General features: G+C 67.5%; 27 protein-coding genes. 17 read left to right on the top strand and 10 right to left on the bottom strand.

All coding sequences use genetic code 11. The features are described from left to right. Nucleotides 1-17: 17 nt before the first annotated feature. The 3 genes from ABQF13_RS02680 (at nucleotide 18) to ABQF13_RS02670 (ending at nucleotide 1,366) form a co-directional block, all read left to right on the top strand. A complete protein-coding gene (locus ABQF13_RS02680; protein WP_448391147.1) occupies nucleotides 18-434 on the top strand; it encodes an excalibur calcium-binding domain-containing protein in 417 nt (138 codons plus the stop codon). 42 nt (nucleotides 435-476) lie between these two features. After that, nucleotides 477-860, top strand: coding sequence for a hypothetical protein (locus tag ABQF13_RS02675; RefSeq protein WP_448391145.1), 384 nt, complete (start codon nucleotides 477-479; stop codon nucleotides 858-860). 83 nt (nucleotides 861-943) lie between these two features. After that, nucleotides 944-1,366 (top strand): hypothetical protein, encoded by a 423-nt coding sequence (locus ABQF13_RS02670; protein ID WP_448391144.1) that lies wholly within the window; start codon nucleotides 944-946, stop codon nucleotides 1,364-1,366. Between the two features lie 3 nt (nucleotides 1,367-1,369). Here ABQF13_RS02670 and ABQF13_RS02665 read toward each other — a convergent pair whose 3' ends face one another. Further along, nucleotides 1,370-1,726, bottom strand: a complete 357-nt coding sequence (locus ABQF13_RS02665; RefSeq protein ID WP_448391143.1) for a helix-turn-helix transcriptional regulator — start codon at nucleotides 1,724-1,726, stop codon at nucleotides 1,370-1,372. A 114-nt stretch (nucleotides 1,727-1,840) separates the two neighbouring features. Between ABQF13_RS02665 and ABQF13_RS02660 the strand changes: the two genes are divergently transcribed. From ABQF13_RS02660 to ABQF13_RS02650, 3 genes are all read left to right on the top strand, one after another. Next, the gene (locus tag ABQF13_RS02660; protein ID WP_448391142.1) at nucleotides 1,841-2,554 is read left to right on the top strand and encodes a Clp protease N-terminal domain-containing protein; all 714 of its coding nucleotides are present in this window, start codon (nucleotides 1,841-1,843) and stop codon (nucleotides 2,552-2,554) included. A 61-nt stretch (nucleotides 2,555-2,615) separates the two neighbouring features. Beyond that, nucleotides 2,616-3,110 (top strand): hypothetical protein, encoded by a 495-nt coding sequence (locus ABQF13_RS02655; RefSeq protein ID WP_448391141.1) that lies wholly within the window; start codon nucleotides 2,616-2,618, stop codon nucleotides 3,108-3,110. Nucleotides 3,111-3,113: 3 nt separating this feature from the next. Continuing rightward, nucleotides 3,114-3,644 carry a GNAT family N-acetyltransferase gene (locus ABQF13_RS02650; protein ID WP_448391140.1) on the top strand — a complete coding sequence of 177 codons (531 nt, stop codon included), beginning with the start codon at nucleotides 3,114-3,116 and terminating at the stop codon, nucleotides 3,642-3,644. 75 nt (nucleotides 3,645-3,719) lie between these two features. Here the strand turns inward: ABQF13_RS02650 and zapE are convergent, their stop codons facing one another. Beyond that, on the bottom strand, nucleotides 3,720-4,736 hold the full coding sequence (gene zapE / locus ABQF13_RS02645; RefSeq protein WP_448391139.1) for a cell division protein ZapE: 1,017 nt from the start codon (nucleotides 4,734-4,736) through the stop codon (nucleotides 3,720-3,722). Between the two features lie 34 nt (nucleotides 4,737-4,770). On the opposite strand from zapE, the gene ABQF13_RS02640 reads away from it, so the two are divergent. From ABQF13_RS02640 to msrB, 4 genes are all read left to right on the top strand, one after another. Next, complete coding sequence (locus tag ABQF13_RS02640; protein WP_448391138.1) at nucleotides 4,771-5,544, top strand: pyrimidine reductase family protein; 774 nt, start codon at nucleotides 4,771-4,773, stop codon at nucleotides 5,542-5,544. Nucleotides 5,545-5,570: 26 nt separating this feature from the next. Then, the gene (locus ABQF13_RS02635) at nucleotides 5,571-7,136 is read left to right on the top strand and encodes an alpha/beta hydrolase (RefSeq protein ID WP_448391137.1); all 1,566 of its coding nucleotides are present in this window, start codon (nucleotides 5,571-5,573) and stop codon (nucleotides 7,134-7,136) included. 36 nt (nucleotides 7,137-7,172) lie between these two features. Beyond that, entirely contained in the window at nucleotides 7,173-8,435 is a 1,263-nt protein-coding gene (gene aftC, locus ABQF13_RS02630) for an arabinofuranan 3-O-arabinosyltransferase (protein ID WP_448391136.1), read from the top strand. Nucleotides 8,436-8,501: 66 nt separating this feature from the next. Beyond that, nucleotides 8,502-8,915: a peptide-methionine (R)-S-oxide reductase MsrB gene (msrB, locus tag ABQF13_RS02625; RefSeq protein ID WP_448391135.1), complete on the top strand. Its 414-nt coding sequence runs from the start codon at nucleotides 8,502-8,504 to the stop codon at nucleotides 8,913-8,915. 8 nt (nucleotides 8,916-8,923) lie between these two features. On the opposite strand, the gene ABQF13_RS02620 is transcribed toward msrB, so the two are convergent. The 6 genes from ABQF13_RS02620 to ABQF13_RS02595 all read right to left on the bottom strand — a co-directional run bounded on the left by ABQF13_RS02620 (nucleotide 8,924) and on the right by ABQF13_RS02595 (nucleotide 13,760). Further along, entirely contained in the window at nucleotides 8,924-9,235 is a 312-nt protein-coding gene (locus ABQF13_RS02620; protein WP_448391134.1) for a hypothetical protein, read from the bottom strand. A gap of 65 nt (nucleotides 9,236-9,300) precedes the next feature. Next, nucleotides 9,301-9,996 carry a hydrogen peroxide-dependent heme synthase gene (gene hemQ / locus ABQF13_RS02615; RefSeq protein ID WP_448391133.1) on the bottom strand — a complete coding sequence of 232 codons (696 nt, stop codon included), beginning with the start codon at nucleotides 9,994-9,996 and terminating at the stop codon, nucleotides 9,301-9,303. A 4-nt stretch (nucleotides 9,997-10,000) separates the two neighbouring features. After that, entirely contained in the window at nucleotides 10,001-11,365 is a 1,365-nt protein-coding gene (locus ABQF13_RS02610) for a protoporphyrinogen oxidase (RefSeq protein WP_448391132.1), read from the bottom strand. After that, complete coding sequence (gene hemE / locus ABQF13_RS02605; protein ID WP_448391131.1) at nucleotides 11,362-12,423, bottom strand: uroporphyrinogen decarboxylase; 1,062 nt, start codon at nucleotides 12,421-12,423, stop codon at nucleotides 11,362-11,364. The genes ABQF13_RS02610 and hemE overlap by 4 nt, the downstream gene beginning before the upstream one ends. A gap of 57 nt (nucleotides 12,424-12,480) precedes the next feature. Beyond that, on the bottom strand, nucleotides 12,481-13,185 hold the full coding sequence (locus tag ABQF13_RS02600; protein ID WP_448391130.1) for an anti-sigma factor: 705 nt from the start codon (nucleotides 13,183-13,185) through the stop codon (nucleotides 12,481-12,483). Beyond that, nucleotides 13,182-13,760 carry a sigma-70 family RNA polymerase sigma factor gene (locus ABQF13_RS02595; RefSeq protein WP_448391385.1) on the bottom strand — a complete coding sequence of 193 codons (579 nt, stop codon included), beginning with the start codon at nucleotides 13,758-13,760 and terminating at the stop codon, nucleotides 13,182-13,184. Before ABQF13_RS02595 ends, ABQF13_RS02600 begins: the two co-directional genes overlap by 4 nt. An 87-nt stretch (nucleotides 13,761-13,847) precedes the next feature. Here ABQF13_RS02595 and ABQF13_RS02590 point away from each other — a divergent pair, with 87 nt between their 5' ends. From ABQF13_RS02590 to ABQF13_RS02570, 5 genes are all read left to right on the top strand, one after another. Continuing rightward, the gene (locus ABQF13_RS02590; RefSeq protein WP_448391129.1) at nucleotides 13,848-14,060 is read left to right on the top strand and encodes a hypothetical protein; all 213 of its coding nucleotides are present in this window, start codon (nucleotides 13,848-13,850) and stop codon (nucleotides 14,058-14,060) included. 224 nt (nucleotides 14,061-14,284) lie between these two features. Continuing rightward, nucleotides 14,285-14,947 (top strand): fasciclin domain-containing protein, encoded by a 663-nt coding sequence (locus ABQF13_RS02585; protein ID WP_448391128.1) that lies wholly within the window; start codon nucleotides 14,285-14,287, stop codon nucleotides 14,945-14,947. 187 nt (nucleotides 14,948-15,134) lie between these two features. Beyond that, nucleotides 15,135-15,671 (top strand): DUF3000 domain-containing protein, encoded by a 537-nt coding sequence (locus ABQF13_RS02580; protein ID WP_448391384.1) that lies wholly within the window; start codon nucleotides 15,135-15,137, stop codon nucleotides 15,669-15,671. A gap of 2 nt (nucleotides 15,672-15,673) precedes the next feature. Then, nucleotides 15,674-16,930, top strand: a complete 1,257-nt coding sequence (locus ABQF13_RS02575; protein WP_448391383.1) for an HRDC domain-containing protein — start codon at nucleotides 15,674-15,676, stop codon at nucleotides 16,928-16,930. A gap of 250 nt (nucleotides 16,931-17,180) precedes the next feature. Then, the gene (locus tag ABQF13_RS02570; protein WP_448391127.1) at nucleotides 17,181-17,381 is read left to right on the top strand and encodes a cold-shock protein; all 201 of its coding nucleotides are present in this window, start codon (nucleotides 17,181-17,183) and stop codon (nucleotides 17,379-17,381) included. Between the two features lie 251 nt (nucleotides 17,382-17,632). Here ABQF13_RS02570 and dxs read toward each other — a convergent pair whose 3' ends face one another. Both dxs and nhaA read right to left on the bottom strand, forming a co-directional pair. Next, a complete protein-coding gene (gene dxs / locus ABQF13_RS02565) occupies nucleotides 17,633-19,543 on the bottom strand; it encodes a 1-deoxy-D-xylulose-5-phosphate synthase (RefSeq protein ID WP_448391126.1) in 1,911 nt (636 codons plus the stop codon). 28 nt (nucleotides 19,544-19,571) lie between these two features. Beyond that, complete coding sequence (gene nhaA / locus ABQF13_RS02560) at nucleotides 19,572-20,912, bottom strand: Na+/H+ antiporter NhaA (protein ID WP_448391382.1); 1,341 nt, start codon at nucleotides 20,910-20,912, stop codon at nucleotides 19,572-19,574. A gap of 242 nt (nucleotides 20,913-21,154) precedes the next feature. On the opposite strand from nhaA, the gene ABQF13_RS02555 reads away from it, so the two are divergent. Together ABQF13_RS02555 and ABQF13_RS02550 are read left to right on the top strand one after the other, a co-directional pair. After that, a complete protein-coding gene (locus tag ABQF13_RS02555; protein WP_448391125.1) occupies nucleotides 21,155-22,420 on the top strand; it encodes a polysaccharide pyruvyl transferase family protein in 1,266 nt (421 codons plus the stop codon). Between the two features lie 165 nt (nucleotides 22,421-22,585). Further along, the gene (locus ABQF13_RS02550; protein WP_448391124.1) at nucleotides 22,586-25,552 is read left to right on the top strand and encodes a UPF0182 family protein; all 2,967 of its coding nucleotides are present in this window, start codon (nucleotides 22,586-22,588) and stop codon (nucleotides 25,550-25,552) included. Nucleotides 25,553-25,588 lie beyond the last annotated feature (36 nt).

The following is a 25,588-nucleotide window of genomic DNA, read 5'->3' as shown; positions in this document are numbered from 1 at the left end:
CTGCACAGCCGCACCACGTGGATCATCCAACTGCAGTTAACCGCACCCTGGCCTACCTCGTTCGCGCCGACGGCTTCGACTACGCCGTCGAGGCCGCCCGCGCCGGCACCGCGCGCAGCTACGTCTACGGCGGCCGGCCTGTCAGCCGCCACGACGCGATCGCCGCCGCCGAACGCGAAGCCCGCGACGCCCGCCGCGGACTGTGGGGCCCGCCCTGCAACGGCGCCACCTCAGCGGCTGACACCGCCCCCGCCGCGGCGGCGCCACCGCAGTCTTTCTACGAACCGGCCACCCCGCCGCCGTCGTCGAACTCGGCCTACTACCCCAACTGCGCGGCCGCGCGCGCGGCCGGCGCGGCACCCATCCTCGCCGGCCAGCCCGGCTACCGTTCCGGCCTCGACGGCGACAACGACGGCGTCGCATGCGAACGCTGACACGCCAGCCAACCGGGCTGCATCATCCACTAGGTTGAGTCCATGCGCCTGACCGCGGCATTTTTCGCCAATCGCGTCGAGGTCGTCGACGGCATGCTCAACCTCGAAGGGGGCTTCTGGGCCAGCACCACCGTCGCGCCCAACGCCACCGCGTTCCAGTGTGACGTCGTGGTGCTCTGCGACGTCGAGCCCGACAATATCGGCGAAAGCTTTTCGCTGATCATCGACGCCGACGGGCCCAACGAACAACGCCTGCAGTCGCACAGGTCGGACTTCACCGTCGAGGCGCCGATGAAGTTCATGTGCATGCCCTCGCTGGTGTTGCCCATCGTTCCCGGCGGCGGCTACCACACCTACCGGTTCCGGATCGATGGGCGGCACGAGCGCATCGACGTCCCGCTGGCGGTCCGTCAAGCGCGGCCGTGACAACCGACAAAGCACCCGTCGACCGCGCTCTGACCTACTAGTCTCTGTCTAGATCAACCGGGCGGAACAACGTAAGGGTGGAGATGATTCGCGAATTCCTCGCCGCCGCGGCGGTCGCCGGCCTGGCTGTCAGCACGGCTCCCGCCGCAACCGCCGACGACGATCTGATGTATCACGACAGCCCAGGCCGCTACGCCAGCGACGTTCCGGGCATGAGCTACGACGCCCACCTCGCCGGGCCCTGCACCAATATGGAGCGCTTCACGTTCGGCCGCGGTCCCGGCGGCGAGGTCCTGCAATGCCGCTGGATCGAGAACCAGTGGCCTCCGGTCTACACCGGATTCTGGGTCGCGGCCTACCAGCTCTACGGCGTCCAGGAAATCGGCTCACCGTGCCCGAAGCCGCAGTCGGCCGCCCAGGCGCCCGACGGGCGTCCCCTGCTGTGCCGGGGACCCGAAGGCTGGCAGCCCGGCTTCTTCACCCGCGCGGGCTTCTTCCCGAGATAGCGCTCACGCTTCCCGCAGCGTGCGACTCGGCGGCTGCCCGAACGTCTGCTTGTAGAGGCTGCTGAACCGACCCGCGTGAGCGAATCCCCACCGACCGGCGATGGCCATCACCGTGTCGACCGACGGGTCGGCGTTGCGCAACTCGCGGTGCGCACGGCAAAGCCTCACTCGGCGTAGGTATTCCAACGGTGTGGTGTCCATGTGGCGTCGGAAGGTGTACTGCACCGAGCGCGGGGTGACGTTGACGGCGGCGGCAATATCGTTGAGTGTGATGTCATGGTCGGCGTTCTCGTGAATGAAGGTGATCGCGCGTCGTAGCAGCGCCGACTGCGTGCTCGGACCTTTAACCTTGTTTCCCATAACGGCGCGTCGAGTACCCGCCACGGCGCGAGCAAAAACGACTCCGCGTTTTCGCGGCCCGTAGCCGTCAACTCCTAGTTGACGAATCTGCGGCGTCAACCTAGAGTTGACGCCATGACGCAGCCGGCCAAGATCCGTAACCCCGTCCGCCTCGACGACCTCATCGACGTCATCAAGGACGTACACAGCGAACCACTCGACCAACTCACCGACGCGGTGCTGGCCGCCGAAGCCCTCGGCGACATCGCCGACCACCTGATCGGCCACTTCGTCGACCAAGCACGCAGGTCAGGGGCCTCCTGGACCGAGATCGGCAAGTGCATGGGCGTCACCAAGCAGGCCGCCCAGAAGCGCTTCGTCCCCAAGGCCGACGCGCTCGATCCCAACGACGGCTTCAACCGGTTCACCCCGCGGGCACGCAACGTCATGGTGGTCGCGCAGAACAAGGCGCAGGAAGCGGGCAACACCGAGATCACTCCCGACCACCTGTTGCTCGGATTGTTCGAGGATCCCGAGGGGCTGGCGGTCAAGCTGCTCGCCGGCCAGGGGGTGAACGCCGCCACCGTCACCCAGGCTGTCGAACTTCCGCCGTGTACCGAGGGTGACGTGCCCGCGCTGACACCGTTCAACAGCGCAGCCAAGAAGGCGCTCGAACTCACCTTCCGACAGGCGCTTCGGTTGGGGCACAACTATATTGGCACCGAACACATCCTGCTGGCGCTGTTGGAAGCCGAAGACGGCGACGGCGTCCTGCACGGTCTGGGCGTCGACCGCGACCGCTTCGAGGCCGACCTCGCCACCGCGCTGGAACCGTTCACCCAAGGCTGACGCACCACCCGCACCGGAGAAGCGGCTGTAACACGTTTCAGTTTGTGGAATCATTTGCGCCATGCGTCGCTGGTTCGTGGTCCTCATCGCAGCACTGTCGGCTGCCGCCGCCGTCGTGGCGGCCCCCGCCTCCGCCGCGACGACACCCATCGGGCGGCTCGGCGAGACGCTGCGGGTGGACTTCAAGGGCCTGGTCGCCGACATCACCGTGCACAGCATCGCGCCCTCACCTATTCCCCCCGGCTTCGGCTATCCCCCGCGGCCGCCGCGCCACGAGGTCTGGCGCGGCCAGATCAGCGTCCACCCCATCGCCGTGCCCACGCCCTACGCCCAGGCCATCACCTACCAATTCCGCGGCGTCACACCGACGGGCGACGCCTACGAACCGCGCAACACCGACGCGCCGGATTCGCTGCAGCGCGCGCTGAACAACGGACCCGCGGGATCGACGGTCAGCGGCGGCGTGTGGTGGGACTGCTACCGCGATCTGATCTCCAACGTGGTGCTCATCGATCGGGTCACCGGTCAGCACCTGGCGCAGTGGAACGTGTCCTGACGATTGGGTATTGACGTCGCGGCGGCTACCGAAGCCGATCTTGTCGACCTCGCCGACGTGGCGGCCCGGACGTTTCCGCTGGCCTGTCCCCCGTCGGCGTCACCGCAGGATATCGCCGCGTTCATCGCCGAGAACCTCTCGCAGAGTCGGTTCCGCGAATACCTCGCTGACCCCGACCGCGACCTGCTCGTGGCACGGGTGGACGGCCGAATGCTGGGCTATGCCATGCTGATTCGGGGCGTGCCCGATGACGACGATGTGCAGCGCGCGGTCACGCTGCGTCCCGCCGTCGAGGTGTCGAAGATGTATGTGCTGGCCGACAGCCACGGCGCAGGCGTGTCGGCGGCGTTGATGTCGGCGGCGTTGGGCACCGCCGCCGAACACGGCGCCGCCTGCGTGTGGCTCGGCGTCAACCAACAAAACCGACGCGCCCAACGGTTTTACACCAAACACGGGTTCAACATCAGGGGCACCAAGACGTTTCAACTCGGCAGCGACATCGAGGACGACTACGTGATGGTGCGCGCGATCTGACGCCGCCGAGTGTGGGGTTGTTGCACACTTCGCGCGCAAAGAGCGTGCGGGTAACCCACGTTCGGCGGCGAAGCGTCAAAGGGCGCGGGACAGTGCCAGCAGCCGCGACGTCGCGCGCAGGTACTTCTTGCGGAAACCGCCGGCGAGCATATCGTCGCTGAAGATGGTGTCGAGCTTGGCGCCCGAGGCGACCACCGGAACGCCGGCGTCGTAGAGCCGGTCGGTCAGCGACACCAGCCGCAGCGCGACGTTCTGGTCGTCGATTGGATGCACGCCGGTGATGAACACCGCGGGCACATCCTCGATCAGCGCGAGGTAGCGCGACGGATGCATGGTGGCCAGGTGCGCGCACAGCGCATCGAACTCATCGAGCGTCGCACCGGCAACCTGCTGCGCCTGCCGTGCCACCTCGTCGTCGGTGAGCGGCTCGGGCGCGGGCGGCAGACCGCGGTGCCGGTAGTCAGGACCGTCGATGCGCACGGTGTCGAAAATCGTTGCAAGCGTGTTGATCTCCCGCAGAAAGTCCTGGGCAGCGAAACGGCCCGCACCGAGTTGCTCGGGCAGGGTGTTGGAGGTGGCCGCTACCGAGACGCCGCGTTCGACGAGCGCCGACAGCAACCGGGAGATCAGCGTGGTGTTGCCCGGGTCGTCCAGCTCGAATTCGTCGATACACACCACCACGTAGTCGGCCAGCAGGTCGATACATTCGCTGAAGCCGAAAACCCCTGCCAATTGCGTCAATTCGCCGAAGGTGGCGAACGCTTTCGGCCCGGGCAGGCGATAGTAGGACGACGCCAGCAGGTGCGTCTTGCCGACGCCGAACCCGCCATCGAGATAGAGCCCGACCCCCGGCAGCACCTCACGCCGGCCGAACATCTTCTTCTTGCCGGTCCGCCGCTGCACGGCCTGCGCGCAGAACCGCAGACACGACTGCACGGCCTGGGCCTGCGACGGCTCGGCCGGGTCGGGCAGGTAGGTGTCGAAGCTGACGTCGGCGAAGGTGGGCGGCGGGGTGAGTTGGGCGATCAGCCGCTCCGGGGTGACGTCGGGGTGCCGGTCGACCAGATGTCGCAGACCGCTGGACCCGTGCATGCAGGCACCCTATCGGCGTGCTTCGATCGTGTTCATGTCCGATACCGCCGCCGGGATGCAATTCAGCGTCCTCGGACCCACCGACAGTGTCGACGACAGCCGCGTATCCGAGTTCTACGCCTACCCCGACGGCCTGCAGCGCCCCTGGGTGCGCGCCAACATGATCGCCAGCATCGACGGCGGCGCCACCGCAGACGGCAAGGCCGGCGGGATGGCCGAGGCCGGCGACCGGGCGCTGTTCCGGCTGATGCGCTACGCGGCCGACGTCATCGTCGTCGGCGCGGCCACCGTGCGCGTCGAGAACTACTCCGGCGCACAGGTGCCCGTCGCGCACCGCAGCGCCCGGCAGCGCCGCGGCCAGGCCGAGGTGCCCCCGCTAGCCGTCGTCACCAAATCCGGAAATCTCGACCCCGACGCCCGATTCTTCACCCACACCGAGACCCGGCCGATGATCCTCACCTGCACCGACGCGTTCGGCACCACGCACAACAGGCTCAGCGGGGTCGCCGACGTGATCGACGCCTCGGGCAGCCGAGCCGACCGCGTCGACGCCACGATGCTGCTGAGGATCCTGGCCGAGCGCGGGCTGTACCGGGTGCTCAGCGAAGGCGGGCCGCAGGTGCTGGGCATGTTCATCGAGAACGACCAGCTCGACGAACTGTGCCTGACCGTGGCGCCGATCTTGCTCGGCGGGCTGGCCCCACGGATCGCCACCGGGTCCGGTGAGGTGCACACCCGCATGCGCCCGGCGCACCTGCTCTGCGACGACGGCGGCTACCTCTACACGCGCTACGTGCGCGCAGATTGAGGCGACGCGTCAGTACTGTGGTCGGCATGCATCGGCGTAACCAGCTGGTCGGGACCCTGAGCCTGGCAACCGTCGCCGCGGTCATCGCCGGTTGTGCCCCCGGGCTGGCCGCCAACCCGCGTTTTGCCACCGATTCCGGCGCCGGCCCGCAGGGCCAGCCCGAGACCACCCAGGCGCCGCAGGGTCCGCCGCCGATCGAGGCTCCGAAGAACGAGTTGGCCTGGCGCGAATGCACGTCGCGGGTGTTCAGCGAAGCCGGCGTCCCGGCCGCCCCGGGAGTCACGCTGGACTGCGCGAGCTATGACGCCGACCTGGATCCGATCAACGGGGCAGCGGGCACGCTGAGCGTCGGGGTCGTGCGCGCCACCGGCACGGACACCCCCGAGGACGCCGGCCCGCTGGTGATGACGACCGGCTCGAACCTGCCGACGTCGCAGCAACTGCCGGTGTGGTTGTCGCGGGCGGGCACCGATCTGCTCAAGAGCCACCCGATCGTGGCCGTCGACCGACGCGGTATGGGCATGTCGGGCGCGCTGGAGTGCCGCGACCTCTACGACCGCCAACAGATGGCCGATCAAGCCCAGTTCGAGCCCGGCGACGATCCGGTCGCCAACCTGCGCGAGATCACCCAGACGGCCACCACCAACTGCACCGACACCATTGCACCCGGCGACTCGGCCTACTCCAATGCGCATGCCGCCGAGGACCTCGAGCGGTTGCGCAGCACCTGGGATGTGCCGACGCTGGCGCTGCTCGGCATCGGCAACGGCGCCCAGGTGGCGCTGGCGTATGCGGGAAGCCATCCCAACAAGGTCGGCCGGCTGGTGCTCGACTCACCACTGCCGCTCGGCATCGCCGCCGAAGCGGCGATGGAGCAGCGCGTCAAGGGTGAGCAGGCCGCGCTCGACGCGTGGGCGGCGCAGTGCGCGGCGGCCAACTGCCCGCTGGGCCCCAACCCGAAGGGCGCCGTCGACGCGCTGCTCAGCGACGCCCGGCAAGGACGCGGCCCGGCCGGAGCGTCGGTGGCAGCGGTGACCAACGCGATCTCGACCGCGCTGGGGTATCCGCGCGGCGACCGGGTGGCCGCCGGCAACACGTTGGCCACGGCGGTGGCCGCGGCCCGCGCCGGGGACTCCGGGCCGATGTCGAGCCTGATCACCCGGGCCGAATCTATGCGCGACACCGACGGGCAGTTCGTCAACGACTGCAGCGATTCGCTGAGCCGGCCCACCCCCGATCGCGTGCGTGAGCTGGTCGTCGAGTGGGACAAGCTGTATCCGCAGTTCGGCCGGGTGGGCGCGCTTGCGCTGGTGCAGTGCCTTTCCTGGCCGAGCAGCGCGACACCGAACGAGCCCCAGAACCTCAAGCTGCCCGTGTTGCTGCTCGGTACCCAGAACGACCCGATCGTCGGCAACGAGGGCGTCGCGGCCGTCGCGGCCACGGTGATCAACGCCGGCTCCCCCAACCGGCGGGTGATGTGGCAGGGCATCGGACACGGCGCGTCGATCTACTCGCCGTGCGCGCTTCCGCCGGTGATCGGCTACCTCGACACCGGTCAGCTGCCCGAAACCGACACGTTCTGCCCGGCCTGACGGCTCGTATCGGCGGCCTCGGTGTACGGTGCGCACGTGCGCGATCTTGTCCTGACGGCCTTCCGACCCCGCACCTCCCCGCCGGGCACGGCCACGGTGTTGCGGTCGATCCTGTGGCCGATAGCGATCATGGCGGTCATCCACCGCAGCTACGTCCTGGCCACCAACGGCTACATCACCGACGACTTCGGTCCCGTGTACCGCGCCATGGTGGCCTTCAAGATGGGCCAGGACATCTACAACGCCCAGTTCGACCACGTCGACCCGCACTACCTGTACCCGCCGGGCGGCACGCTGATCATGGCGCCGTTCGGCTATCTTCCGGTTGACGCGTCGCGGTACTGGTTCATCTTCTTCAACACGCTGGCGATCGTGCTGGCCGCCTACTTCCTGCTGCGGCTGTTCAAGTTCACGTTGGCCTCGGTGGCCGCGCCCGCGCTGCTGCTGGCGATGTTCTGCACCGAAAGCGTCACCAACACCTTGGTTTTCGGCAACATCAACGGTGTTCTGCTGCTGCTGGAGGTGCTGTTCTTCCGGTGGCTGCTCAGCGGGGTGCGAAGCCACGAATGGTGGGCCGGCGTCGCGATCGGGTTGACGCTGGTGGTCAAACCCCTACTGGCGCCGCTGCTGTTGCTGCCGCTGCTCAACCGCCAGTGGCGATCTTTGGTGACGGCGTTCGCGGTGCCGGTGGTGTTGAACATCGCGGCGTGGCCGTTGATCAGCGACCCGATGAGCTTCGTCACCCGCACGCTGCCCTACATCCTGTCGACCCGCGACTACTTCAACAGCTCGATCTTGGGCAACGGCGTGTACTACGGCTTGCCAATGTGGCTGATCATGGTGTTGCGCATCGCGTTTGTGGTGTTGGGCGCGGCGAGCCTGTGGCTGCTGTACCGCTACTACCGCACCCGCGACCCGCTGTTCTGGATGCTGACATCCTCTGGCGTGCTGCTCATTACGTCGTGGCTGGTGCTGTCGCTGGGCCAGGGCTACTACTCGATGATGCTGTTCCCGTTCCTGATGACGGTGGTGCTGCCGAACTCGGTGCTGCGCAACTGGCCTGCGTGGCTGGGCATTTACGGCTTCATGACGATGGACCGCTGGCTGTTGGGCCACTGGCCGACGACCGGGCGCGCGCTGGAGTACCTGAAGATCACCTACGGCTGGTCGCTGGTGGTGATCGTGGTGTTCTCGGTGCTCTACTTCCGCTATCTGGACGCCAAGTCCGAGGACCGGCTCGACGACGGTATCGATCCGCTGTGGATGAAAGAGGTCCGGGCGGAACCTGCGCGCGCCTAATTCTGCGCATAGGCCGCCGACCACAGCCCTCACTACAAATTCGCCCAGAGTCGCTAGCCTGGAGCTATGACCACACCAGCTCCCAAGCTGCAGCTCACCGACGACGAGTGGCGCCAGAAGCTCAGCCCCGAGGAATTCCACGTCCTCCGCCAGGCCGGCACCGAGCGCCCGTTCACCGGCGAGTACACCGACACCAAGACCGAAGGCGTCTACCAGTGCCGGGCCTGCGGCGTTGAACTATTCCGCAGCACCGAGAAGTTCGAATCGCACTGCGGCTGGCCGTCGTTCTTCGATCCGGCCGACTCCGATGCGGTGATCCTGCGCCCCGACGACTCGCTCGGTATGCGCCGCGTCGAGGTGCTCTGCGCCAACTGCCACAGCCACCTCGGCCACGTCTTCGAGGGCGAGGGCTATCCGACGCCCACCGACCAGCGTTACTGCATCAACTCGATCTCGCTGCGGCTGGTACCCAAAGCCTGACGCAGGGATTACGCAGGGTAGACCGCGAACTCGGCACGGTCTTCGGTGTCGGCGACGCACTGGAACAGCAGCGGGGCCGTGGCCGCGGTCGCGGAGTAGCAGGTGAACGGGCCGATCGTCTGGTACTTGTCGCCGTTGACGTCATACTGCACCGCGAAATCGGCCGCCGTGACGCAGTCGATGTCGCCGGCGTGGATGACGATGCCGTACCCGTCACGCGCAGGGCATTGTTCGCCGTTGTTGCCCTGCGCAAGCCCGGTCGGCGCCGTCGCGAACGCGGCCACCAACAACGTCGCGCCCACCCATGCCCTCGTTCTCATCCACACATGATGACGCCGAAACTGCGGTGAGGTCGCGATTTCAGCGTAGATCTCGGCGACAGGACTTACGGCAGCGCGGTGACCAACTGCTCCGGGCTCACCCGCGGGCCGGTGAAGAACGGCGTCTCCTCGCGGACATGCAACCGTGCGTCGGTGGCGCGCAGATCGCGCATCAAATCGACGATGCGGTGCAACTCCGGCGCCTCGAACGCCAGGATCCACTCGTAGTCGCCCAACGCGAACGCCGGCACCGTGTTGGCCCGCACATCCTTGTATCCGCGGGCGGCCATCCCGTGCTCGGACAGCATCCGGCGGCGCTCCTCGTCGGGCAGCAGGTACCAGTCGTAGGACCGGACGAACGGATACACGCAGATGTAGTTGCCCGGTTCCTCCCCGGCCAGAAACGCCGGGATGTGGCTTTTGTTGAACTCCGCCGGGCGGTGTAGCGCGACGTTGCTCCACACCGGCGTGCTGGCCCGCCCCAACGCGGTGGTGCGGCGGAAGTCCGCGTAGGTGGCCTGCAGCGCCTCGAGGTTTTCGGCGTGCGTCCAGAACATGAAGTCGGCGTCGGCGCGCATGCCCGCGATGTCGTAGATGCCGCGCACCACCACCCCGCGCTCCTCCTGCTGTTTGAGGAACGTCGAGAACTCGTCGATCACGCCCGCGCGCTCTTCTCCAAGCGCCCCCGGTTGCACCGAGAACACCGAAAACATCAGGTAGCGAAGGGTGGAGTTGAGCGCGTCGTAATCGAGCTTGGCCATGCCCCTATCGTGCCACGCGGGCGGTCACCAGGGACGCCGCCGCCCTAGTGGCCGACGCCACACAGGCCGGCACGCCGATACCGTCCAGATAGCCGCCCGCCACCGCCAACCCCGGCGGCAGGCCCGCGCGCAGGTCGGCGATCAGCTCGGGGTGGCCCGGCCCGTACTGCGGCATCGCGTCGATCCACCGCTGCACATGATGATCCACCGGCTCGGCGTGGATGCCGAACACCGCGTGCAGGTCCAACGCCGCCCACGACAGCAGCTCCTCGTCGCCGACGTTGCGGGCCAGGTCGTCGCCGAACCGGCCATAGGAGAACCGCACCAGCTCGACGTTTCCCCGTGGGCCCCATTTGCGGGTGGTCAACGTGATCGCCTTGGCGCGCAACCGTTCCCCGCTGGCCACCAGCACACCGGAGTGCTGCGGCAGCGGTGTGCCGCCCGGCAGCGCCAGGGCCACCAGGGCCGTCGACGCCACCGCGATGCGCCGGGCGGCGGCCGCGGTGCGCGGCGCGACCTCGGCGACCAGCCGCGCCAGCTGCGGCGCCGGGACCGCCAGCACGACGGCGTCGGCGTGGTGGCGGGTGCCCTCGTCGTCGGCCACTTCCCAGCCGTGCGGTGACCGGTGCACCGCCTCGACGCCGACCTGCAGCCAGTGCGCGGCTGCGCGGCGGACGAGCTCGTCGACCAGCACCGCATAGCCGCCATCCACCGCACCGAAGATCGGCGCGTCACGCGGAACCGTCGACGCCGCCAGCGCGTCCCGGGCGGCGTCGGTCAGGCTGCGCGCACCCCGGTCCAACTGCGCAGCCAGCGCCGGAAGCGCCGAACGCACCCCGATGGTGGCCGCCGACCCCGCATACACCCCAGCCAGCAGCGGGTCCACGGAGCGGGCCACCACCTGCTCGCCGAACCGGTCGCCGACCAGTTCGGCGACCGAAGGATCGGCCCCGGGCCGCCACCGCAGCGGCCGGGCGCGTTCGTCGGCGATGCGCGCGACGGTGGCGTCGTCCACCAGACCCCGCATGGTCGACGGGTCGGTGGGCACGCCCTGCAGGGTGTTGGTCGGCAAGGGGTGCAGGCGGGCCTGGCTGTAGATCAGCGGCCGCACGCCGGTGGTGCCGACCTGGCGGCCGGCCAGTCCCAGCTCGGTCAGCAGCGCGGGCATCTCGGGTCGCCGGGTGACGAAAGCTTCGGCGCCGACGTCCATCGGCTGCCCGCCGACCCGTTCGGTGCGCAGGGCACCGCCGAGCCGGTCGGCGGGGTCGAACAGCGTTATCGACGCATCCGGCCCGGCCGCCACCCGCAACCGGTACGCGGCGACCAGACCCGAAATGCCACCGCCGACAACGCAATACGAACGGCTCACAGCGTGTGTACCAACTCCACCACATCGGTGATCACCCCCGGGTCGGTGGCGGGCAGCACACCGTGGCCCAGGTTGAACACGTGCCCGGCAACGCCGGCGTCGATCGCGCGGCGGCCGTCCTCGACGACAGCGCGCACAGCCCGTTCGACCACCGGCCAGCCCGTCAGCATGACTACGGGGTCGAGGTTTCCCTGAAGCGCCGTGCCCGGCTTCACCCGGGCGGCGGCGTCGGTCAGCGAGGTGCGCCAGTCGACGCCGACGACGGCGGGACCGCCGTGGGATACGGCCTCCGACATGGCGCCCAGCAGTTCGGCGGTGCCGACCCCGAAGTGGGTCATCGGCACACCGGCGTCGGCCAGCGTGGCGAACACCCGGGTGCTGTGCGGCAGCACATAGTTGCGGTAGTCGGCCAGCGACAGGGTGCCGGCCCAGGAGTCGAACACCTGGATGGCGTCCACACCGGCGCCGACCTGGGCTTGCAGGAACGCGATGGTCAGGTCGGTCAACGTTTCCATCAGGGCGTGCCAGGTGTCGGTTTCGCCGAACATCATCGCCTTGGTGTGTTCATGCTGGCGGCTCGGACCGCCTTCGATGAGGTAGGAGGCCAGCGTGAACGGGGCGCCGGCGAACCCGATCAGCGCCACCTCGCCCAACTCCTTGACCAGCAGCCGCACCGCGTCGGTGACGGCGGTGACCTGTTGCGGTTCAAGCGGTTTCATCGCGTTGACGTCGGCGGTGGTGCGGATCGGATGGTCGATCACCGGGCCGACATCGGGCACGATGTCCAGCGCGATACCCGACGCGCGCAGCGGCACCACGATATCGGAGAACAGGATCGCGGCGTCCACGCCGTGCCTGCGCACCGGCTGCAGCGTGATCTCGGTGATCAGCTCGGTGTCAAAGCATGCCTGCATCATCGTGTTCTTCGCGCGCAACGCCCGATACTCGGGCAGCGAACGCCCGGCCTGCCTCATGAACCACACGGGCACGCGGTTCGGTTTGCGGCCGGACACGGCGGCCAGATACGGCGACTCGGGCAGCTCACGACGGGTAGTCATCGCCCCCAATGCTGCCAGAGCCGTCACTCGGACCCCAATCGCTCGACGGCGCAGACCCTAGGTCAGCGGTAACTCGGCGAACGCCGGTGTGGTCGGTTGCTCCGAACCGCCGGGCGGTTCCACGGTGAAGGCCAGCGCCTCGGAGGCGCCCAGGTCAGGCAGCAGCGCCGTGGTCGACGGCGCGACGCTGGCCATGGTGCCCGCCGGATGCGGACCCTCGTCGTCGATCAGCCACATCTGGTAGACGGTGTCGGGCTCCGGTGGTGCGACGTTGTTCATCACCAGCACCCCCGCGTTGCGCTCCCGGGAGAACACCACGGTCGCCGTGCCGCCGGTCGGAATCGGCCCCGACACGGTGCGCACGTCGGGGGCGGCGAACACCTGCTCGACGGTCGACGGGGCGGCGGCCGGGCGCAGCGCCAGACCCACGCCGAGCGCGCCGAACCCGATCACCACCGCCGCCGCGGCACCCAACACCGCGGTCTGCCAACGCCGCCTGCGGGACTGCAGCCGCACCGGATCGGCGGCGATATCGGCGAGGACACGCTCGCGCAGGTGATCCGGCGGGTCGACGGCGGTGCCCGCCGACATCACCGCCATAGTCTCGCGGACCGTGCGGACCTCGTCGGCGAATGCGTTGGCGACCGCTGCGGGGGCGGCGGCGAGGCGCCCCTCCACGTCGGCGGTTTCGGCCTCTGACAGCGCGTGCAGCGCGTAGGGCGTCGCCAGCGCGATGAGTTCGGAGTCGGTTGGTTCGGTCATGCGATCCCCAGGCACTTGCGAAGGCCGCGGATGGCGTCACGCATCCGCGATTTGATCGTCGCGAGGTTCGCCGACAATTGTTCGGACACTTGAGCGTATGTCAGCCCGTCGTAGTAGGCGAGCTGGATGCACTCGCGCTGCGCGTCGGTCAGCGAGCCCAGGCAGTCGGCGACCTGACGGCGTTCGTCGCTCGAAATGACGGAATCGGCGACGGAATCCGACGGCACCTCGAAAGTGGCGACGCCGTAACGTGATTCGCGCTGGCTCCCGGACTGCTCAGAGCGTACCCGGTCGACGGCACGACGGTGCGCCAGCGTCATCAGCCAGGCCAGCGGAGAGCCTGCGGCGGGGTCATAGCTGTCGGCGCTGCGCCAGACCTGCAGATAGATCTCCTGCATGGTCTCCTCGCTGTAACCGGTGTCGCGCAATACCCGGGTGACGAGGCCGAACACCCTGGCCCGCGTCAGGTCGTAAAAGGCGGCGAACGCCTCGGCGTCCTGCCGCGCCACCTGGCGCAACAGTTCGCCGAGGTCAGCCACCACGGCCGTCAGCCTAACCACCGGCGGCACGAGCACACGAGTTTCCACACCTGTTATTCGGAGCCGCGCCGCGATCGGAGTGGGTTCGACACCATCCAGACCGCGGTAGGCGACGAACCGCTCATGTCAAAACACTCGGTTGCGGCCACCGCCAGCGGGATCTTGGCGGTCGCCACTGCGCTGTCGGTCGGGCATCTGGTGGCCGGTCTACTGTCGATCCCGGACGCCTCCCCGTTCCTCGCGGTGGGCAACGAAATCGGGCTCATCGCGCGGCCGGGGCGCCGTGGCGGATGTTTCGGCTCAGCAGGGCGCTGCCGCCCGGTCAGCACACGCTGACGTGCCGCGCCGTCGACGCACAGGGAAACCTGCAGGCCCAGGACCGGCTCGGGGTCAATCACGCCCGGGCCGACACCCGACGGCGCCACCGGCTGGCACTCGATCGTCTTCACCGCTATTTGAATCTTTTGGCGACCATCCCATCCAAGGACAACCCAGCTCCGAATTCCTGGTGATCGAGTTCAGCGACGACCGTCAGGCCGTCCTACACAAGGAGATATGCCATGCGCACTGTTCACTACGGCACCGGCGCCATCGCGGGTTTGTCGGTGGCCGCGGTTCTGGCCCTGTCAGGGTGTTCGGACAACAGCAGCACCGCCTCGGAGACGATGTCGCCGGCCGCCACCCCACAGGCGACGTCGGTCGCCACGACCAATCAAGCCACACCGGCTGCCAACCTCGTCGGACCCGAATGCACCGCCTATGCGGAACAGGTGCCCAGCGGACCCGGTTCGGTCGACGGCATGGCGATGGACCCGGTGACGGTCGCGGCGTCGAACAACCCGATGCTCAAGACGCTCACCCAGGCGGTGTCGGGCCAACTCAACCCCGACGTGAACCTGGTGGACACCCTCAACAGCGCCGAGTTCACGGTCTTCACCCCCACCGACGCGGCGTTCGCCAAGCTGCCGCCCGAGACGGTGGAAACGCTCAAGACCGACGCCAACCTGCTGACGAGCATCCTCACCTACCACGTGGTGCCCGGTCAGGCGGCCCCTGACCAGGTGGTCGGCACCCACGCCACCGTCCAGGGTGCCGAGTTGACCGTGACCGGCTCCGGCAACGATCTGCGGGTCAACGACGCCGGCGTGGTCTGCGGCGGCGTCGACACGGCAAATGCGCAGGTGTACATGATCGACACCGTGCTGATGCCGCCGTCGAACTGACCTCCGACGTAACCCGGTGCGGCGGCCTGACCAGTGCGTTCGGGCCGTCGCACCGTCGCGTGTGCACTCACCCTGCCGTCCCTGCTGGTCAAGATCGGCGCGCCTGCGCACAGAGCTGGCCGAATGGGCTAGCGTCGAGAAAGTGACCACCGCCGAACCGGCCCAGTTCCGCGAAGCGGTGGCGGCGATGAACGCCACCACCGTCCGCTCGGAAATCGAGCTGGGCCCGATCCGCCCGCCGCAACGGCTGGCGCCGTTCAGCTATGCGCTGGGCGCGGAGGTCCGCCATCCCGAGACCGCAATCGTTCCAGAGCGCTCCGAGGGCGATGCGTTCGGCCGGCTGATCCTGCTGCACGATCCCGAGGGCGCCGACGCCTGGGACGGCACGATGCGGATGGTCGCCTACATCCAGGCCGATCTGGACCCCAGCGAGGCCGTCGACCCGCTGCTGCCCGAGGTGGCGTGGAGCTGGCTTCTCGACGCGTTGGCGGCGCGTGAGGAGCACGTCACCGCGCTGGGCGGCACGGTCACCGCGACCACGTCGGTGCGCTACGGCGACATCTCCGGGCCGCCGCGCGCGCATCAACTCGAACTGCGGGCGTCGTGGACCGCGACCACCCTGGATCTGAGGCCACACGTCGAGGCGTTCTGTGAAGTGCTCGAGCACGCCGCCGGCCTACCTCCGGCGGGGGTGACCGACCTGAACTCACGCACCCGCGCGTGACGATGACCGAGCCGCAAGAAGCAGACCCGGAGCAGGAACCAGAGGCCACGCCGCTGCTGGAACCGCGCGACGGTGTCCCGCAGCTAGCCGTCAGCCGCAGCGAAATCACTAGGGCAGCTGAGCTTCTGGACTCCGGCACCGGGCCGTTTGCGGTCGATGCCGAGCGTGCGTCCGGCTTTCGGTATTCCAACCGCGCCTATCTGGTGCAGATCCGTCGCGCCGGGGCCGGCACCGTGCTTATCGACCCGGTCAACCACGGCGGTGACCCGGTGAGCACGCTGGCGCCGGTGGCCGAGGTGCTCGGCACCGACGAGTGGGTGTTGCACGCCGCCGATCAGGACCTGCCATGTCTGGCCGAGATCGGCATGAAACCCCCAGCGCTGTACGACACCGAGTTGGCGGGCCGGTTGGCCGGTTTCGACAAGGTAAACCTCGCGGCGATGGTGCAGCGCCTGCTGAAAGTCCAGCTGATGAAGGGGCACGGTGCGGCGGACTGGTCGAAGCGGCCGCTGCCGCCCGAGTGGCTCAACTACGCCGCACTGGATGTCGAGGTGTTGCTCGACTTGCGTTACGCCATCGCAGAGTTGCTCGACGAGCAGCACAAAAGCGACTGGGCCGCTGAGGAATTCGAACATCTACGCAAGTACGAGGCGTCCCCGACACGGCGCGACCGTTGGCGTCGGACGTCGGGCATCCACAAGGTGCGCGATCCCCGTGCGCTGGCCGCCGTGCGCGAGATGTGGATCACCCGCGACCGCATCGCCCAGCGTCGCGACATCGCACCAGGCCGCATCCTGCCCGACTCCGCGATCATCAACGCCGCCACCGCTGACCCCGACACCGTCGAAAAGCTCACCGCGTTACCAATTTTCGGTGGCTCACGGCAACGCCGAAGCGCACAGGTCTGGCTGGACGCGCTGGCGCGCGCCCGCACCACCGAGGAGCCGCCGGACGCGCACGAGCCGTCGAACGGTCCGCCGCCGGCGTCGCGGTGGTCACGGCGCAAGCCCGAGGCCGCGGCCCGGCTCGAAACGGTGCGCGCTGGACTGACCGACCTGTCGCAACGGTTGTCGGTGCCGGCCGAGAACCTGCTCACCCCCGACGTGGTGCGCCGACTGTGCTGGGACTGGCGACCTCCCGAGAACCCCGACGACACCGCTGCCGTCGTCGACGCGTTCCTGCGCGACGCGCAGGCCCGGCCCTGGCAGCGGCACCTCGTCGTGCCGGTGTTGACCGCGGCGCTTACCGCCGCCCCGTAGCGCGCTGGATGTTACGAGCTGGCCGACATCCCGGCTTGGAGGCCGTCGGAGATAGCGCGGGAACAAGACTCGCCACTGTGTGGTTGAATTCTCTAGGTCGAAGTTTTAAGTGTTCGTGTTTCATGCACGCTCGCGCAGAACGTTGGCGCGGGCGTCTCTTTTCTCTTGCAGGTCAAGCCGAGAAGTAGCCGTCTGGTCAATCGGCCACCGGACCGCACAGCGCGGTCTGGAATCCTGACAAGGAGAAGAAATGACACAGGGAACTGTGAAGTGGTTCAACGCCGAGAAGGGTTTCGGCTTCATCGCACGCACTGACGGCCCCGACGTCTTCGTCCACTACTCCGAGATCGACGGTGGTGGCTTCCGGAGCCTCGAGGAGAACCAGCAGGTGGAGTTCGAGGTCACCCAGGGCGCCAAGGGCCCTCAGGCCAGCCGCGTTCGAGCAATCTGACGTAGTCACGGCATGAACTGAAGCCGTATCCGCGCAGCGCGCGGGTACGGCTTTATCAGTCGAGACACTCACCAGCTGCGCTTTTTCGGGTGAGCCTCGTCGCGCTGTCCGTCTTCGTGCCGCGCCTGCAACGACGTGCGCCCGACGACGTCGGAAGCGGGTACTAGCTCGCCGAGCGTGCGCAAAATCGGCCAAATGCTCGGGTGTCGGGTGCAGACGCGCACGCTCGCGCGATACGGCCCGCTAACGGCCTAGCTCTGCTCGCTGACCTCGTGCTCGGCTACGGCGCTGCCCTGGGCGGCCACCCATCCGGTGATCTGCCTGGCGATGTTGCGGTCGGTCAGCCCGACGTCGGCGAGCACCTCGCCGCGCGACGCCTGTTCGAAGAACTCCTGCGGCAAGCCGACGTCACGGCAGGGCACGTCGACCTCGGCGCGACGTAGCGCCGCCGATACCGCCGAACCGATTCCGCCCCGCACGCCGTTGTCCTCGACGGTGACCACCAGCTTGTGCGCGGTGGCCAGCTCGGCGATGATCTCGGGCACCGGCAGCACCCAGCGCGGATCCACCACCGTCACCCCGATGCCCTGGCTACGCAGCAGCTCGGCGACCTTCAGCGCCATCGCCGCGAACGGCCCGACGGCCACCAGCAGCACATCCTCGGCCAGGCCGTCGGCGGGCACCGCGAGAATATCCACGCCGTCACGCCGCTTGAGCGCCGGAATGTCCTCGCCCACATCACCTTTGGGAAAGCGAATGGCGGTGGGGCCGTCCTTGACGTCCAGCGCCTCGCCCAGCTCTTCGCGCAGCCGGGTGCCGTCGCGCGGCGCGGCCACCCGGATGCCCGGCACGATGCCCAGCATGGACAGATCCCACATGCCGTTGTGGCTGGCGCCGTCGGCCCCGGTGACCCCGGAGCGGTCCAGCACCATGGTCACCGGCAGCTTGTGCAACGCCACGTCCATCATGACCTGGTCGAACGCGCGGTTCAGGAACGTCGAATAGATCGCGACCACCGGGTGCATACCGCCCATCGCCAGACCGGCGGCCGAGGTCATCGCATGCTGTTCGGCGATGCCGACGTCGAAGAACCGGTCCGGGAAGCGTTGCCGGAACGGGGTCAGCCCCGTGGGCCCCGGCATCGCGGCGGTGATGGCCACGATGTCGCGGTGCCGGCTGGCATAACCGATCAGGGCTTCGGAAAACACCGAGGTCCATCCGGGTCCGGACACCGACGTGGCCAGCCCGGTCTCGGGGTCGATGACACCGCAGGCGTGCATCTGGTCGGCCTCGTCGTTCTCCGCGGGCGCATATCCCATGCCCTTGCGGGTGACGACGTGCACGACCACCGGCGCGTTGAAGCCCCGCGCGCTGCGCAGCGCCCGTTCCACCGCGTTCTCGTCATGGCCGTCGATCGGACCGACGTACTTGAGCCCCAGGTCGGTGAACATCTCCTGCGGCGACAGCGCGTCCTTGATCCCCGCCTTGATGCTGTGCATGCCCTGATAGCACAACTCGCCGATGACCGGCACCCGGCGCACCGCGTTGCGGCCCTCCTCGAGCATCCGCTCGTAGCCGGGCTGCAGGCGCAGCCGGGCTAGATGCTCAGCGAAGCCGCCGATGGTCGGGGCGTAGCTGCGGCCGTTGTCGTTGACGACGATCACGATCGGGCGCTGGGCCGCGGCGATGTTGTTCAGCGCCTCCCAGCACATCCCGCCGGTCAGCGCGCCGTCCCCGACGACGGCGACGACGCGCCGATTGCGGTAGCCGGAGATCTCGAACGCCTTGGCCAACCCGTCGGCGTAAGACAGCGCCGCACTGGCGTGGCTGGACTCGACCCAGTCGTGTTCGCTTTCCGCGCGGGACGGATAGCCCGACAACCCGCCCTTCTTGCGCAGCGTCTCGAAGTCACGGCTGCGACCGGTCAGCATCTTGTGCACATAGGACTGATGTCCGGTGTCAAAGACGATGGGGTCATGAGGCGAATCGAACACCCGATGCAGGGCCAGGGTGAGCTCCACCACGCCGAGATTGGGGCCGAGATGCCCGCCGGTTGCAGCCACCTTGTGGATCAGGAAATCGCGGATCTCCTGCGCTAGATCGCTTAGTTGCGCTTGCGAAAGGTGCTGCAGATCAGCGGGACCGCGGATCTGTTCAAGCATTCCGTCAGTGTACGCAGAGGGGCCGGGATCAGTCCTGTCGAGCCTGGTAGATGTCGGGCACACCGTCGTGGTCGGCGTCGGCGGTCTCCTGTTCGTGCACAGCCCGGTAATGGCGGTTGCGCAGCCGCAGTAGAACCGCTGCCAGCACCGCCGCGCACACCGATCCGGTCAGGACGCCGATTTTGACGAATTCGTCACGTTCGGACCCGAGGCCGTAGGCGAGGTCCCCGATCAGCAGCGACACGGTGAACCCGATGCCGGCCAGCAAGGCGATGCCGACCACGTCGATCCACCTGATGGCCTCGTCGAGGTTGGCTCGGGTGACCGAGGCCAGCACCCGCGTCGTCAAGAAGATGCCGACGGGCTTGCCGACCACCAGACCCAGCACGATGCCGAGCGTGATGGGATCCGTCAGCGCCCGGGTGAATCCCTCGACACCCCCGATGTACACCCCGGCGGCGAAGAATGCGAATACCGGAATTGCGAACCCTGCCGACAGCGGGCGCAGGCGGTGCTCGAAGTGCTCGGCGAGACCGGGCCCGGCCTGGGGTCCTCCACCCGCCGCCGAACGCATCGCCGGCACGGTGAAGCCCAGCAGTACGCCGGCCACCGTGGCGTGCACGCCCGATTCGTGCATCAACACCCAGGTCGCCAGCGCGAGCGGCACCAGCAGCCACCACGACCGGATCCGGCGCTGCACGCACACCGCGAACAACACCAGCGGTACCGCAGCCGCCGCTAGCGCCAACCAGTTGATGCTCTCGGTGTAGAACACGGCGATCACCGACACCGCGAGCAGGTCGTCGACGACCGCGAGGGTCAACAGGAACGTGCGGAGCGCCGCCGGCAGATGCGTGGAGATGACCGCCAGCACTGCGACGGCAAAGGCGATGTCGGTTGCGGTCGGGATCGCCCAGCCCCGGGTGGCGCCGTCGCCCACGTGGGCGGTCACCGCGACGAAGATCAACGCCGGCGCCACCATCCCGCCGACGGCGGCCGCGATCGGCATCGCCGCCCGGGCGGGGTCACGCAGGTCGCCGGCCACGAACTCGCGTTTGAGCTCCAATCCGACTACGAAGAAGAACAGCGCGAGCAATCCATCGGCGGCCCAGGTGCCGACGGTGAGGTCCAGGTGCAGGCCGAACGGTTCGCCACCGATCTTGAGATCCCGCAGCGCGAAGTAGCTCTCCGACCACGGCGAGTTGGCCCAGACGAGAGCGACCGCAGCCGCGACCAACAGGATCGCCCCGCCGACCGTCTCCTTGCGCAGGATCGACGCAATGCGCTTGGTTTCCGCCCACGACCCGCGTGAGAGCAGCGTCGGCCGCGGAGGCCGGTGTGGCGCGTTGGCGGTCACGATGAATCCGATCTCTGGCGAGGGTCAACGAATGATCGCCGACCAGACTTCCCGGCACACCTGCCTCAACCTTATTGCATTGGCCGGGGCACTCATTGTGCAAGTGGGCTTGAACTCAATCGTCTAGCATCTGTGGCGGCGCGCCGGGAAGTCTGGTCGGCATCGATCTGCCCCAGCTACGAAATGGGTCACTCGATTCATGATGTTTTCGACTGAAGAGGTCGCCGGTGCGCGCAGCCACATCTCAGCCAGGTGTGACGCCAGCGCGCCCGCGCAATCGCCAAGAACTGATCTATCTCGTTGCGCCGGGCGGCAATCCGAACTATGGCGATGAGTTCATCCTACGCGCGTGGCTGCGCCACCTTGCCGTCGTTCGCCCGCACGCCGATGTCGTAGTCGACTGCCACACCCCCGGCCAAGCCGGCGTCCTTTTACAGGGCAGTCATCCGCGGATGACGTTCGTCGACACGATATGGCGGATCTGCTTCGAGACCGCCCACCTTGCTCCTTCCGAAGCCGCTGCCGTAGCGCAGGACGTCATCAAGAATCCGGGCCGGATGCCGCGGATCGTCTCGGGTATCGAGCTACTCGCCCGCGCCCACACCGTGCACCTTGTCGGCGGCGGCTATATCAACACGGTGTGGCCGCATCACGTAGCGCTGTTGGCCGCGGCCGCCGCGGCGGCCGATCGGTCCGGAGGGCGGGCGCTGGCCACCGGTCAAGGGCTGGTGCCGGTCGGGGAAAGCGAGCGGCTGGACCTGCTTCGCGAGTTGCAGTCCCGGTTCGCGATGTTCGACGTCCGTGACGCGCTGTCAGCCGATTCGCTTGCGGGTTCGAGTGGTTCGCACACATTCACCGGCGACGACGCATGGTTGGGAATCGGCGAGGACGATGTGTACGACGCCGTGTCAGAGGCCGCGCGGCGGCCCATCGTATTCTGCCTGCAATCCGATCTCATGGACGATTTTGCAGACGGCCAGGGCGTGGCCGGGCTCGCTCGTGCGATCACCGGGCTCATCGAGAACTGGGGCGTGGCGGGCCACGACGTCGCGGTCATCGAGGGCATTCCCGGCGCGGACCGCATCGTGTTCGACCGGGTGGCACACCTGTTGCCGGGCGCCATCTTCGTCCCGTTCACGACGGTCTGGAACGACGGCCTGCCTGCCAATGCGAACCAGATGTGGGTCAGTACCCGGTTTCACCCGCATCTGTTGGCCGCGGCGGCCGGAGCCAGCGGGTTGGCCCTGTCCGGACGCGCCGACTACTACCCGAACAAGCATCAGTCGCTCATCGAGGCGGGATCACGTTGGCAGACCGCGGACTCGGCGGCCTTGCCGCCCGCCCCAGTTCGTGACGGTGGCTTCTCCCCCGAAGCGGTTATGCTGCACCGCGGCAGTAAAGCCGCCTTAGCCGCCGAGATCTATCCGCCCCAGCGCTCGGCGATGCGTTGGGCGCGCAGCAGCCTCCGCCTGACCATGCGCCGCCCGACGGGCACCCCGCCGTACCGGCAGGGCGGTTAGCACCAGCAGTAGGTGCCAACCACCCACCGACCGACCAACACAGGCCGGACATTACGGTGACGCGGGGCGGTGCCCTTGAAATCATCGGTCGGATACGGCCACGATGGTTCAAGCCGTCCGTTGGAATACGGACAACGCACTCGGTTTGGAGTACCGATGGGGCCGATGTCGACCGGCGATTCCCCGTCCGGCAAGCGCCCACCCCGCAAACCGCCACAGCTGAGCAGACGCTCACGGTTCGTGGTGATCGGTATCGCTGCTCTGGTCGTCGTCTTGCTGGTAGGGCCACGGTTTGTGGATCTCTACGTCGACTGGCTGTGGTACGGCGAGGTGGGATATCGCGGGGTCTGGATCACCGTGTTGATGACCCGCCTACTGACGTTCGCTGTGGTCGCCGCCGTGGTGGGCGGCAGCGTACTTCTGGCTATGGCAGTCGCCTACCGGTCGCGGCCGGTCTTTGCGCCGGTCAAAGGCGAGAACGACCCGATCGCGGCGTATCGCACCCTGGTGATGAGTCGGAGGCTGCGGGTGGCGTTCGGAGTCGCCGGCGCCGTCGGGCTGATATCAGGCTTGATCGCACAGACGAATTGGGCCACCGTTCAGCGGTTTCTCCACGGTGGTTCGTTCGGCGTCACCGATCTCGAATTCGGCCATGACATCGGGTTTTTTGTGTTCGACCTCCCGTTTTACCGTTCGGTGCTGAACTGGCTTTTCGTCGCCGTCTGCCTAGCGCTGGCGGCGAACCTGATGACGCACTACCTGTTCGGCGGTGTGCGGCTTGGCTCCGGCGAAGGTTTGCTCACCGCGGCAGCCCGCGTCCAGTTGGCAGTGCCCGCGGGAATCCTCATCCTGCTCAAAGCCGTCGCTTACTGGTTCGACCGATATGACTTACTGACCTCCTCGCGCAAGGAGCCGACGTTTCGAGGCGCCGGTTATACCGACATTCATGCGGTGTTACCCGCCAGGCTGGTGCTGTTGGCCATCGCGGTGCTGTGCGCCGCGTCCTTCTTCGCCGCGATCTTCCTGCGCGACATGCGGATACCAGCGATGGCCGCCGCGCTGCTGGTGCTGTCGTCGATGCTGGTCGGTGGAGGCTGGCCACTGTTGATGGAACAGTTCTCCGTGCGCCCCAACGCGGCCGACGTCGAGCGCCCGTACATCCAACGCAACATCGAAGCGACTCGGCAGGCTTTTCAGCTCGAAGACGACCAGCTCGAATACCGCCCGTACCCCGGCGTGGGAACCAAGAATCCACGTGACATTCCCGCCGACGTCACCACCATCGCCAACGTGCGGCTACTAGACCCGAACGTACTGTCACGGACTTTCACCCAGCAGCAGCAGCTCAAGAACTTCTACAGTTTCGCCGACGAACTCGATATTGACCGCTACCGCATCGACGGTGAACTCCAGGACTACATCGTCGGAGTTCGGGAGCTCTCGCCGGACAGCCTGACCGGGAACCAGACCGACTGGATCAACCGCCATACCGTCTATACGCATGGCAACGGGTTCGTCGCCGCCCCGGCGAATCGAGTGAACGCCGCGGTCGGGGACGCCGCTGAAGCGGCCGAAAGTAACAGCGGTTACCCGATTTACGCGGTCAGCGACATCGCGACGCAAGCCGCCGGCGATCAGGTCATACCCGTCGAACAACCGCGGATCTACTTCGGTGAGGTCATCGCTAGGTCAGCGCCGGACTACGCGATCGTCGGCGGTGCCATCGATTCCGCGCCGCGCGAATACGACACCGACACTTCGACCTACACCTACACCGGTGCCGGCGGGGTGCCGATCGGTAACTGGCTGAATCGCACGATATTCGCGGCGAAGTTCGCCGAGCGCAACATCTTGTTCTCCCGTGCCATCGGTTCGGAGTCGAAGGTCATCTTCCATCGCGATCCGCAACAACGGGTACAACGGGTGGCGCCGTGGCTGACGACCGACTCGAATTCCTATCCGGCCGTGGTTGACGGACGTATCGTGTGGATCGTCGATGCCTACACCACGCTCGACGACTATCCCTACGCTCAGCGTAGTTCGCTGGAAGGAGCCGTCACCACGGCCACCGGGGTCGTCCGTCCCGGCAAACAAGTTGCGTACGCGCGCAATTCGGTCAAAGCCGTCGTCGACGCCTACGACGGCACCGTGACGCTATATGAGTTCGACACCGAGGACCCCGTCCTCAAGACCTGGATGCGTGCTTTCCCGGACACTGTCACGCCCGAGCGCGACATCCCAGATGCACTGCGTACCCATTTCCGGTACCCCGAGGACATGTTCAAGGTGCAACGCGATCTGCTCGCGAAGTACCACGTAGACGAACCGCGAGAATTCTTCACCACCAATGCATTCTGGTCAGTTCCCAGCGATCCCACCAACGACGCCAACCCGACCCAACCGCCGTTCTACATTCTCGTGGGCGACGAGGAGACGACCCAACCGTCATTCCGACTCGCCACTGCGATGGTCGGCTACAACCGCGAGTTCTTGTCCGCATACATTTCGGCGGATTCCGACCCGGAAAACTACGGCAAGATCACGGTGCTGCAGTTGCCAACCGACACCCTCACCCAGGGACCGCAGCAGATACAGAACTCCATGATTTCGGACACCCGGGTGGCGTCGGAACGTACTCTGCTCGAACGCTCCAACCGCATCCACTACGGCAACCTGCTCACCTTACCGATCGCCGACGGCGGTGTGTTATATGTGGAACCGCTGTATACCGAACGGATTTCGACCAACCCCAACAGCTCGACGTTTCCGCAACTGTCTCGGGTACTGGTGAGCTTCCGGGAACCGGGCGCCGGCGGTGTGCGCGTCGGATATGCACCGACGCTCGCCGAGGCACTCGATCAGGTATTCGGGCCAGGAACCGGACGTGCGGCCACCGCACCGGGAGGTGACGCGGCGAGTGCGCCGGCGGCACCGCCTCCGGACCGGCCGGCCACGTCGCCCCCTGCCGAAGGTCCCACGCCGCAGCGACCACCCGATGCAGTCACCCCACCGGGTGCCGGCAGCGAGTCCCCGGAGACGGCCGCCGAACTGCGCGAGGCGTTGGCCGAGATCCGCGCTGCACTCGAACGGATGGAGAGCGCCGTCGACGCCATCGATTCCCCTAGCCCGTAGCGCCTGCGACCCGACATCGCCGAACCGCGGAAGGCC

The sequence above is a fragment of the Mycolicibacterium sp. XJ879 genome, from assembly GCF_053483935.1.
Note: the sequence above shows the minus strand (reverse complement) of the source record. Positions and strands in the feature narration are given on the sequence as shown.